The organism is Stenotrophomonas sp. PS02289 (assembly GCF_029960115.1).
Classification (GTDB): Bacteria; Pseudomonadota; Gammaproteobacteria; order Xanthomonadales; family Xanthomonadaceae; genus Stenotrophomonas.
Genome location: NZ_JASCOZ010000162.1, coordinates 1 through 9,870 on the forward strand (window position 1 = coordinate 1; position 9,870 = coordinate 9,870).

Sequence of the window (9,870 nt, forward strand, 5' to 3'; positions counted from 1 at the left end):
GGGATGGGCTGGAGGGGGCGTGAGCCGCATGGATGCGGCGATCGAGGCTACAGGGACGTACTTGCGCCGTCCCCCGGAACGCCCGTCCCGACCCGCCCAAACCAGGATCAATACAGAGCCACCGCTCTTGATCTTCGCGATAAAACAACCGCGAAGGGCAAGCATCACCGCCCGCGCAGGCGGCTGTGCTTGAACCCGTACAGGAAGTAGATCGCAAACCCGATCACCGTCCAGCCGATCATCAGCATCCAGTTGTGCAGCGTCATCGCCGACAACAGCGCCAGGCAGCTCAACACGCCCAGGCTGCACACCAGCCACGCCGCCGGAATCCGGAACGGACGCGGCAGGTCCGGCTGGGTGCGGCGCAGGATCAGCACGCCCGCGCACACCGCCGCGAACGCGATCAGCGTGCCCATCGAGGTCAGCTCACCCAGCACGTCCAACGGGAACAAGGCCGCCAGCAGCGCGATGCCGATGCCCGTGATCACCGTGTTGATGTGCGGCGTCCGGTAGGTCGGATGGATCTTGGTGAATACCGGCGGCAGCAGGCCGTCGCGGCCCATGATCATGAAGATGCGCGGCTGCGCGATCACCATCACCAGCACCACAGAGGACAGGCCGATCAGCGCACCAATCTCCACCACCACGCGCAGCCAGCCCAGCTGCGGATGCGCGGCCACCGCCGTGACCACCGGTTCGTCCGTGCCCAGCAGCGAGTAGGGCACCAGGCCCGTCATCACCGCCGCCATCGCGATGTACAGCACCGTGCAGATCACCAGCGACAGCATCATGCCGATCGGCATGTCACGCTGCGGCCGATGTGATTCCTGCGCTGCCACCGACACCGCCTCGAAGCCGATGTAGGCGAAGAACACCATCGCCGCGCCGCGCAGCACGCCTTCCATGCCGTACTTGCCAGGCCCCTGGTTCTCCGGAATGAACGGGGTCCAGTTGGCCGGGTCGACGTACTTCCAGCCGACCACGATCACCAGGATGATCAGGCCGGTCTTCAGGACCACCATCGCCATGTTCATCGCCGAGGACTTGCTGATGCCCACGTAGCACAGCCAGGTCAGCAGCAGCACCAGGATCGCCGCCGGAATGTTGGCGATCGCCCCGGTCGGACGCAGCTGCGCGTCCAGTGGCGCGCTCACAAGCGCGGCCGGTAGATGGATGTCGAAATGGCTTAACAGGCTGAGGAAGTAGCCAGTCCAGCTGACCGCCACCGCGGATGCCGAGACCCCGTACTCCAGCACCAGCATCCAGCCGATGAACCACGCCGAGAGCTCGCCGAACGTCGCATAGGTGTAGGTGTAGGCACTGCCCGAGACCGGCACCATGGACGCGAACTCGGCATAGGCCAGCGCGCAGAACGCACAGCAGATGGCGGCCAGCACGAACGACAGCATGATCGCCGGACCGGCGTGGTTGGCCGCCGCCTGCCCGGTGATCACGAAGATGCCGCCGCCGATCACCGCGCCGATACCCAGCGCGGTCAGGCCCCAGGGACCCAGGTGGCGCTTCAGGCTCAGCCCATTGGCGTCTTCATGGGCAGCGTGCGGGTGCTTGGTGGCCCACAGTTGTTTAAGCATGTGTTTGGGTCTTGTCGGGTGAAAACGAACGGGCCGGCACTGGGCCGGCCCGTTGCGGAATTATGACTGCTTGGCGAGCTTGCTGTTGCGGATGCCGTAACCGAAATAGATCAGCAGGCCCAGCACCGTCCAGCCGACGAACAGGTGCCAGTGCACCACGAACGCCTGCCAGAACAGGAACAGACAGGTCAACGCACCCAGCGGGGCGATCAGCCACACCGCCGGGACCCGGAACGGACGTTCGATCTCCGGACGGGTACGACGCAACACCAGAGTACCCACACAGACCGTGGCAAAGGCCAGCAGGGTGCCCATCGACACCAGCTCACCCAGTACGTTCAGCGGCACCAGCCCGGCCAGCGCAGCGGCGATCACGCCCACCACAATGGTGGCCCAGTAGGGGGTGCGGAAGCGGGCGTGGACCTTGCCGAACACCTTCGGCAGCAGGCCATCGCGGGAAATGGTGTAGGCGATGCGGGTCTGGCCCATCATCATCACCAGCACCACCGAGGACAGGCCGGCGATCGCACCGATTTCCACGAAGGTCTTCAGCCAGCCCAGGGTCGGGTAGGGCTCCAGGGCGGTGGCCACCGGCTTGTCGGTGCCCAGCAGGTGGTACGGCATCATGCCGGTCAGCACCGCGCAGACAATGATGTAGACCACGGTGCACACGGCCAGCGAGCCGAGCAGGCCGATGGGCATGTTGCGCTGGGGATTCTTGGTTTCACCGGCGGCGGTGGAAACCGCGTCGAAGCCGATGTAGGCGAAGAACACGATGGTGGCCGCGCGGAACACGCCGCTCCATCCGAACTGGCCGTCCACACCGGTGTTTTCCGGAATGAAGGGGGTCCAGTTGGCCGGGTCGATATGCGCCGCGCCAATCCCGATGAACAGGCAGATCACGGTGACCTTGATCGCCACGATGATCGCGTTGACGAAGGCCGACTGGGTCACGCCCACGTACAGCAGGCCAGACACGGCCGCCACGATCAGCACCGCGGGCAGGTTGAACAGCTTGCCGGAGGAGACGAACTCCTGCCCGGTCCAGGCGATCGGCGCGGCGCTGAGCGCGTCCGGGAACGGCATGTGCAGGGTCGTGGTGATGAAGCTGATCAGATAGGCCGACCAGCCCACTGCGACCGAGGCCGAGGCAAACAGGTACTCCAGCACCAGGCACCAGCCGATGAACCAGGCCATGCCTTCGCCGAGGGTGGCGTAGGAATAGGAGTAGGCGCTGCCGGAGACCGGCATCATCGCCGCGAATTCGGCGTAGCACAGGCCGGCGAGGGCACACGCGAAGCCGGCGATCACGAATGACAGCATGACGGCGGGGCCGGCGTGATTGGCGGCCGCCTGGCCGGTCAGCACGAAGATACCCGCGCCGATCACCGCGCCGATGCCCAGCAGGATGAGGTGTCTCGCGGTGAGGGTCCGTTTCAGTGTGGCTTCGCCATCCAGGCTGCCTTCGATCGGCTCACCGGCATCGACGTGCCCGGCCGGTGCCACCGGTTTGACCCTCAACAGAGACTTCAGCATGCAGTGCTTCCCGTAACGCGAGGCCAGGCCTCGCTGAATGGAATGAGCGGGGCGCGATACATTGCCGCGCCCCCTTGATTGGGGTGGTGCCGCCCCAACGGGCGACCCGCTGTACCTTAGCCAAAGCTGAAGCCTGCGCACAAGCGCAAATGCAGCATCGGCGGCGATAATGGGTCAAATCCGCCGCCGCCCCCCGATTCCATGTCGCTGAACTCCGAATCCCTTGTAGGACAAGACGCCGCTCTGCGTGCACAGCTGGCCGATTACGCCAGCCGGCATCCCGAACACGCCGCGCTCGCTGACGAATTCAGCACACTTCTGGACGATGCCGAGAACCCGTTCCTGCGCAGCCGGCTGGCCGGGCACTTCACCGGCAGCGCCTGGCTGGTCAGCGCCGATGGCGAGCGCATCCTGCTGACCCATCACCGCAAGCTGGACCGCTGGCTGCAGCTGGGCGGCCACGCTGACGGCGAGCGCGACCTGGCCAAGGTGGCGCTGACCGAGGCGGAGGAGGAATCCGGTCTGAGCGGGCTGGTGCTGGAGGACGGGGGACTGTTCGACATCGACAAGCACTGGATTCCCGAACGCAAGGACGTGCCGGGGCATTGGCATTACGACGCCCGCTACGTGGTGCGGGCGCTGGGCAGCGAGACGTTCGTGGTCAGCGAGGAGTCGCTGGCGCTGGCGTGGCGCACGGTGGCCGAGGTGGCGGCCGAGGCGATTGAGACGCCGGATGGCGATCCGTCGTTGCCGCGCATGGCGAACAGGTGGTTGGCGCGCTGATGCCAAACCGACGGCCCATGACGTAGAGCCGGGCTTGCCCGGCTGAAGCTTTGTGCACGCCGCCGGCAGCCGGGCAAGCCCGGCTCTACAAAAGCATGTATTGCGTGCAACCGATAGATCAGTACAACACCCGCGTGCGCAGCGTGCCCGGAATCGCCGCCAGTTCCTCGCGCACGCCGGCGGCCTGTTCCTCGCTGGCGGTGATGTCGATCACCACATAACCGACCTTGGGATCGGTGCGCAGGAACTGGCCGTCGATGTTGACGTTGTGGCGCGAGAAGATCTCGTTGACCTTGGACAGCACGCCCGGCACGTTCTGGTGGATGTGCAGCAGGCGCAGGCTGTCGGCGTGCTCGGGCAGGGTGACTTCCGGGAAGTTGACCGCCGACAGGGTGCTGCCGTTGTCGCTGTAGCGCACCAGCTTGGCCGCCACTTCCACGCCGATGTTGTCCTGCGCTTCCAGCGTGCTGCCACCCACGTGCGGGGTGAGGATCACATTGTCGTGCGCGGTCAGCGGCGACACGAAGGCGTCGCCATTGCCCTTGGGCTCGACCGGGAACACGTCCAGCGCCGCGCCGCCGATATGCCCCGCGTGCAACGCGGCGTCCAGTGCCTCGATATCGACCACGGTGCCGCGCGCGGCGTTGATCAGGTGCGCGCCCGGGCGCATCTTCGCCAGTTGCGGCGCGCCGATCATCCATTGTGTGGCCGGGGTTTCCGGCACGTGCACGGTGACGATGTCGGCCCGGGCCAGCAGGTCGTCCAGATCGATGGCGGCGCGGGCGTTGCCCAGCGACAGCTTGGTTTCGATGTCGTGGAAGATCACCTGCATGCCCATGGCTTCGGCCATGACGCCGACCTGGGTGCCGATGTGGCCGTAGCCGACGATGCCCAGGGTCTTGCCGCGCACTTCATGGCTGCCAGCGGCCGACTTGGACCAGCCGCCGCGATGGCATTCGGCGTTCTTCTGCGGAATGCCACGGGTCAGCATGATGGCTTCGGCGATCACCAGTTCGGCGACGCTGCGGGTGTTGGAGTAGGGCGCGTTGAACACCGGAATGCCGGCCAGTTCCGCCGCTTCCAGGTCGACCTGGTTGGTGCCGATGCAGAAGCAGCCCACCGCCATCAGGCGCTTGGCATGGGCCAGCACGTCGGCGCTGAGCTGGGTGCGCGAGCGGATGCCGACGATATGCGCCTCGGCGATGCGGGCTTTCAGCTCGTCATCCGGCAGTGCCTTGCTGTGCACCTCGATCTGCGAATAGCCGGCGGCGCTGAACACGTCGATGGCGGTCTGGCTGACCCCCTCGAGCAACAGCACACGGATATCCTGCTTCGGGAACGAGGTCTTCTTCGGCGACATGGGCAAAGTGCAGCACGGTGGAGAGGGCTGACCACTATGCCAGAACGGCACCGCGATGGTGCGGCGCGGCAACGGTTTCAGATGCATCCATCGGGGCGTTGTTCGAGGTCGCGCGACCAACGGTCGTGCGCTACCCTTGGCCGTTTCCCGCCTTTGAGCCGCCATGACCGACCCGCGCCTTGAATCGCTGTTGCAGGACTGCCCCGGGCTGCGGCTCAAGACCGATGCGGCCGACCTGGAGCATTACGGACGCGACTGGACCCGGCGCTGGACGCCCGCTCCGCTGGCCATCGCCTTGCCGGCCAGCGTGGAAGAGGTCCAGGCTGTGCTGCGCTGGTGCAGCGCGCAGGGCGTGGCCGTGGTGCCCTCGGGTGGTCGCACCGGGTTGTCCGGTGGTGCCGTGGCCGCCAACGGCGAGCTGGTGCTGAGCCTGGAGCGGATGAACAAGCCGCTGGCATTCAATGCCGTGGACCGCACCCTGACCGTGCAGGCCGGCATGGCACTGGAGGCCGTGCACAACGCGGCGCTGGAACACGGCCTGATCTACCCGGTGGATTTCGCCGCGCGGGGCTCGTGTTCGATTGGCGGCAACATCGCCACCAATGCCGGCGGCATCCGGGTGATCCGCTACGGCAACACGCGCGAGTGGATCGCCGGCCTGAAGGTGGTCACCGTCAACGGCGAGCTGCTGGAGTTGAACAAGGGGCTGATCAAGAACTCCAGCGGTTACGACTTCCGCCAGCTGCTGATCGCCTCGGAAGGCACCCTGGGGGTGATCGTCGAGGCCACCCTGAAGCTTACCGACCCGCCGCCGGCCAGCAACGTGATGCTGCTGGCGCTGCCCTCGTTCGAGGTGCTGATGGAGGTGTTCGCGGCCTTCCGCGAGCGCCTGCAACTGCAGGCGTTCGAATTCTTCACGGACCGGGCGCTGGAGCACGTGCTGGCGCACGGCGCACAGGCCCCGTTTGCCGAGGTGCATCCGTTCTACGTGGTGACCGAGTTCGCCGCTGGCGACGAGGCCCAGGAGGCGGCCGCGATGGCGGCGTTCGAGGCCTGCATGGAGCAGGGCTGGGTCAGCGACGGCGTGGTCAGCCAGAGCGATGCCCAGGCCGCGCAGCTGTGGCGCCTGCGCGAGGGCATCACCGAGGCGGTGGCGCGCTACAAGCCTTACAAGAATGATGTGTCCGTCCGGATTTCCTCCATGCCGGCGTTCCTGGCCCAGACCCAGGCGCTGATCGGACAGGCCTATCCGCACTTCGACGTGGTGTGGTTTGGCCACATCGGCGACGGCAATCTGCACATCAACGTGCTCAAGCCCGACGACACCGCTGACGCCGAATTCCTGCAGCAGTGCGAGCATGTGACCAAGCTGCTGGCCCAGGTGCTGAAGGAGTTCGATGGCAGCATTTCCGCCGAACATGGCATCGGTCTGGTCAAGAAGGGCTATCTGGACAGCACCCGCGGCGCGGCGGAAATCGCGCTGATGAAGGCGGTCAAACGCACGTTTGATCCCCAAGGTTTGCTGAACCCGGGCAAGGTTTTTGACCTGTAGGACGCGACAGTTCTTCACGCACCCGATACGCTCTGTGCTTTCCCGCCTGAATGACACCCTGATGATGCGTCCGATTCTTGTTGTTGCCGTGCTTGCTCTGTCGCTGCCGCTTTCGGCCCTGGCCTCCAGCTTCGCCGGTTCTTCGGCAGGCTCCGCATCCGGTGCCTCGTCGGCCGGCTCGTCCAGCTCCGACGATGACAAGGTGGTGCTGGATGCGCGCGAAGACGCCGCAGCCTTCGTCGCCAGCGACGGCGCGATCCGCGGTGCCCGCCTCGAAGCGGCCCTGCTGCACCTGCGTGAGCACGATGCCGCCCAGCGCGAGGCCAGCGACATGGCCCTGGCGCGGACCCTGCTGGCCCGCTGATGTCGTTGCGCCGCCGGGCCCTGCGCCGATGCGCGGCGGTCCTGGCGGCGTTGCTGGCCGCTCCGGCCGCCCACGCCGCGCTGCAACTGGAGTTGCAGCCGTCAGGCCTCGATGCCGCCGAGCAGGTGGCGGCGGCGCAGGTGATGACCGCTGCGCCGGACCTGCTGCCGGCCGGATGGCAGGCCCGTTTCCACGCGCCGGTGCCGGTGCGCTGGTCCGATCAGCTACCCGACGGCGTCCATGGTCGCGCCCGGGCCGGGACGATCACGCTGCAGCGAGCCTTGTTGAGCGACGTACACCCCGGGCAGCCGCTGCCACGTGCGCTTCAGGCGGCGCTGATCCATGAACTGACCCATGTGCTGGACCGCGCTGCCGACGGCGGCTGGTCGAGCACCTCGCGTTGGCGCGACCTCGCCGGCTGGCAGCAGCGCCCTTGGCGCATGGGGCGCGGTAGCAACGCGTTCAGCGCGCGCAGCCCGGACGCCTACGAGCGGTACAGCCCTGCCGAATTCCTGGCGGTCAACGCCGAACACTATCTGCTGGATCCGGATTACGCCTGCCGTCGCCCGGCACTGGCGGCGTGGTTTGCCGAACACATCGGCCACCGCGACACCCCTACGCCGCCGTGCGACGCACGCCTGCCACTGGTGCAGGCCGGCGAGATCAGCGGCCAGGCCTCATTGATGGAGCTGGATCCGTCGCGCGTCTACGCCGTCGAGTACCTGCTTGCCGAAGGCAATGACGCGCTGATGAGTCGCTGGGGCCACAGCATGCTGCGCCTGGTGATCTGCGCGCCGGGTCGGCCGCGTGGGCCGGCCTGCCGCATGGACCTGGCCCACCACCGGGTGTTGTCGTTCCGCGCCTTCGTCAGTGATGTGCAGATTTCCAGCTGGGCCGGGTTGACCGGCGCGTATCCTTCGCGACTGTTCGTGTTGCCGCTGAACCAGGTGATCAACGAGTACACCCAGGTGGAACTGCGCGGGTTGTCTTCCATTCCGCTGGCATTGCGTGACGAGGAGATCGCCGCGTTGCTGGAGCGGGTCGCACAGGTGCATTGGAGTTACAACGGCAGCTACCGCTTCATCAGCAACAACTGTGCGGTGGAAACCGGCAAGCTGCTGCAGGAAGGCGTGCCGCGCCTGGGCGAAGAGGGGCTGAACCGGATCACCCCGCGTGGGTTGTTGTCGCGACTGCAACGGCAGGGTGTGGCGGATACCTCCGTGCTGGATGATCGGCCTGAGGCGACCCGTCAGGGTTATTACTTTCCCTCCGCTGAGGCGCACTACCAGCAGTTGTTCGAGGTGGTGCAGGCCGAGCTGGCGGTGCCGGCAGCCGACGTCACCGCGTGGCTGCAACTGCCTGCCGCGCAGCGCGCGGTCTGGGGGGAGCAGGGTGGCTTGCGCGCGACGTCGGCGATGCTGCTGCTGGAGCAGGCCGCGCGCAATCGCGAAGAACTGCGTGCGCGCTCGGGATTGAAGCGTGCGTTGAGCGATCCGCGTGGTGGAGTCGATGCCGCACATGCGGCGTTGCTGGCACTGCTGGATGACGCCGGGCAGTTGGTGAGTCCGGCGAGTTTGTTGCCGGCGGGTGGGTATGGTGTGCCGGTGGGCGAAGAACGTGCGGCGGCGGAGGTTGCGACGGCGCAGCTCAGCGCGCGTGGTGTGAGTGGGTGGAGTGCGCTGCAACTGGAGCTGCGGGAACGGTTGCCCCGTGCGCAGCAGGAGGAGTTGCGGATCATCGAAGACAGCCTGGAACGGTTGGGGGAGCGTATGCGGCGGTTGGCGCGCGATTAGACACTGCGAAGCCACGCAGGGCGTGGCTCTACGGGGTGCTAATCCACGCTTCACGGGCCTGCGTCTAGGATGATCTGCTGACGTAACCGATCGGCAAGGAGTCGAACATGCGCATTTCCCCCTGGATTCTCAGCGCCGCGATCACTGCAAGCCTGGCCGCCTGCCAGCCCGCCGCGCAGGACGCCAACACCGGCACCGCCGAAGTCGCGCCACCGGCCGGCACCCCCACCAGCGATGAACGCACCTATGCGTTCCAGTGCGGGGACCTCGCCGTGCAGGCCACCTATCGCGGCCAGGATTCGGCCACCGTTGTCGTCGGTGGGCGCACCTTCGTGATGTCTTCTGAAACCGCTGCCTCCGGCGCGAAGTACGGCGATGGCCAGGGCAATGTGTTCTGGACCAAGGGCACCACCGAAGGCACCCTGACCCTGGCTGGCGAGTCCGACCGCAGCTGCACCGGCTCGGGCACCGAAGGCGAAGCGGCACCTGCGGCGACCACGCCGACCGCGTCCGCGGCCGCCTTCCGCGCCACTGGCAACGAACCGGGCTGGCTGGCACAGGTCAGCGACGGTGAAGCGCCGCGCCTGCATGTCGAAACCCACTATGGCGAGATCAAGTACGAGATCGCTGCGCCCACGCAGGGCCAGGATGGCTGGTCAGGCAAGGCGGAAGATGGCACCGACATCAAGCTGACGTTCCAGCGCACCGTGTGCGAGGACAGCATGAGTGGAAAGGCGTTTGGTGCGACGGTCATGCTGACCGTGGGTGCCAAGCAGTATCACGGCTGTGGTGATTTTGCCGGTGCGCCGGCGGTGGCCTCGAAGCCGTAGAGCCACGCCCTGCGTGGCTGTGTTTCGTCTGACTCCGCAAAGCCACGCAGGGCGTGGCTC

Annotated in this window: 8 protein-coding genes; 5 read left to right on the plus strand and 3 right to left on the minus strand. The window is 66.6% G+C overall.

Translation table 11 applies throughout. The features are described from left to right. Nucleotides 1–164: 164 nt before the first annotated feature. Together QMX83_RS17490 and QMX83_RS17495 are read right to left on the minus strand one after the other, a co-directional pair. A complete protein-coding gene (locus tag QMX83_RS17490; protein WP_282297918.1) occupies nucleotides 165–1,592 on the minus strand; it encodes an amino acid permease in 1,428 nt (475 codons plus the stop codon). A 60-nt stretch (nucleotides 1,593–1,652) separates the two neighbouring features. After that, complete coding sequence (locus QMX83_RS17495) at nucleotides 1,653–3,128, minus strand: amino acid permease (protein ID WP_282297919.1); 1,476 nt, start codon at nucleotides 3,126–3,128, stop codon at nucleotides 1,653–1,655. Nucleotides 3,129–3,329: 201 nt separating this feature from the next. Between QMX83_RS17495 and QMX83_RS17500 the strand changes: the two genes are divergently transcribed. Next, a complete protein-coding gene (locus tag QMX83_RS17500; protein WP_282297920.1) occupies nucleotides 3,330–3,911 on the plus strand; it encodes an NUDIX hydrolase in 582 nt (193 codons plus the stop codon). Between the two features lie 118 nt (nucleotides 3,912–4,029). Here the strand turns inward: QMX83_RS17500 and serA are convergent, their stop codons facing one another. Beyond that, complete coding sequence (serA, locus tag QMX83_RS17505) at nucleotides 4,030–5,271, minus strand: phosphoglycerate dehydrogenase (RefSeq protein ID WP_282297921.1); 1,242 nt, start codon at nucleotides 5,269–5,271, stop codon at nucleotides 4,030–4,032. Nucleotides 5,272–5,434: 163 nt separating this feature from the next. Here serA and QMX83_RS17510 point away from each other — a divergent pair, with 163 nt between their 5' ends. The 4 genes from QMX83_RS17510 (at nucleotide 5,435) to QMX83_RS17525 (ending at nucleotide 9,810) form a co-directional block, all read left to right on the plus strand. Further along, on the plus strand, nucleotides 5,435–6,823 hold the full coding sequence (locus tag QMX83_RS17510) for an FAD-binding oxidoreductase (protein WP_282297922.1): 1,389 nt from the start codon (nucleotides 5,435–5,437) through the stop codon (nucleotides 6,821–6,823). A gap of 61 nt (nucleotides 6,824–6,884) precedes the next feature. Then, nucleotides 6,885–7,187, plus strand: a complete 303-nt coding sequence (locus QMX83_RS17515; protein ID WP_282297923.1) for a DUF2388 domain-containing protein — start codon at nucleotides 6,885–6,887, stop codon at nucleotides 7,185–7,187. After that, nucleotides 7,187–8,980, plus strand: a complete 1,794-nt coding sequence (locus tag QMX83_RS17520; protein ID WP_282297925.1) for a DUF4105 domain-containing protein — start codon at nucleotides 7,187–7,189, stop codon at nucleotides 8,978–8,980. Before QMX83_RS17515 ends, QMX83_RS17520 begins: the two co-directional genes overlap by 1 nt. A gap of 107 nt (nucleotides 8,981–9,087) precedes the next feature. Next, nucleotides 9,088–9,810, plus strand: coding sequence for an MliC family protein (locus QMX83_RS17525; protein WP_282297926.1), 723 nt, complete (start codon nucleotides 9,088–9,090; stop codon nucleotides 9,808–9,810). The last annotated feature ends 60 nt before the right edge of the window (nucleotides 9,811–9,870 follow it).

Bases quoted from the DNA above. Each gene is read 5' to 3' on its own strand.
- QMX83_RS17490 (WP_282297918.1), bottom strand. From the start codon at position 1,592: ATGCTTAAACAACTGTGGGCCACCAAGCACCCGCACGCTGCCCATGAA.
- QMX83_RS17495 (WP_282297919.1), bottom strand. From the start codon at position 3,128: ATGCTGAAGTCTCTGTTGAGGGTCAAACCGGTGGCACCGGCCGGGCAC.
- QMX83_RS17500 (WP_282297920.1), top strand. From the start codon at position 3,330: ATGTCGCTGAACTCCGAATCCCTTGTAGGACAAGACGCCGCTCTGCGT.
- serA (WP_282297921.1), bottom strand. From the start codon at position 5,271: ATGTCGCCGAAGAAGACCTCGTTCCCGAAGCAGGATATCCGTGTGCTG.
- QMX83_RS17510 (WP_282297922.1), top strand. From the start codon at position 5,435: ATGACCGACCCGCGCCTTGAATCGCTGTTGCAGGACTGCCCCGGGCTG.
- QMX83_RS17515 (WP_282297923.1), top strand. From the start codon at position 6,885: ATGATGCGTCCGATTCTTGTTGTTGCCGTGCTTGCTCTGTCGCTGCCG.
- QMX83_RS17520 (WP_282297925.1), top strand. From the start codon at position 7,187: ATGTCGTTGCGCCGCCGGGCCCTGCGCCGATGCGCGGCGGTCCTGGCG.
- QMX83_RS17525 (WP_282297926.1), top strand. From the start codon at position 9,088: ATGCGCATTTCCCCCTGGATTCTCAGCGCCGCGATCACTGCAAGCCTG.